Here is a 472-nt window from a genome sequence, read left to right as displayed (position 1 = left end):
GGTGCAGGTACGCCCGCCGCCGGGCCAGTTCGACGTGCATCCGCTCCTGGGGCACGTCGTCGTGGCTGGTGAGCCGGTCGGCGGGCAGCCCCAGGTGGTCGGCCAGGCCGGCGACCCCCATGCCGAACACGTCCAGCGGCGCGATCTCGGCGAACTGGGGCAGCAGGTCGGTGCCGGTGACCCGGCCTCGGCGTACCGGCTCGTTGATCACCACGGCGAGCCGGTCCAACTCGCCCGTGTAGGACGCCGAGGGGGCGACGATGCCGTGGTCGACAACAGTGGTGCGGGTGGCGCCGGTGTCCCAGAAGATCTGGTTGAACCCGGTGACGTGGGCGATGAGCAGGTCGTCGCGGTCGGCCATCGGGTGGCGGGTGTTGGGCACGTCGCCCTTGGGTGTGTTGTGTTCGACGTAGATCGCCGGAAGGTCGCGGCCCGGGCGGCGCCGAAGCCACTCCTCGGCCCGGTCGAGTTC

General features: G+C 71.6%; 1 pseudogene. It reads right to left on the bottom strand.

The window, feature by feature from the left end:
* A pseudogene (locus KBY19_RS35970) lies at positions 1 to 472 on the bottom strand (glycosyltransferase family 1 protein); the annotation flags it as partial.

Source organism: Streptomyces sp. B15, from assembly GCF_018070605.1.
Taxonomy (GTDB): domain Bacteria; phylum Actinomycetota; class Actinomycetes; order Streptomycetales; family Streptomycetaceae; genus Streptomyces; species Streptomyces smyrnaeus.
This window is presented reverse-complemented; position numbering and strand designations above follow the sequence as displayed.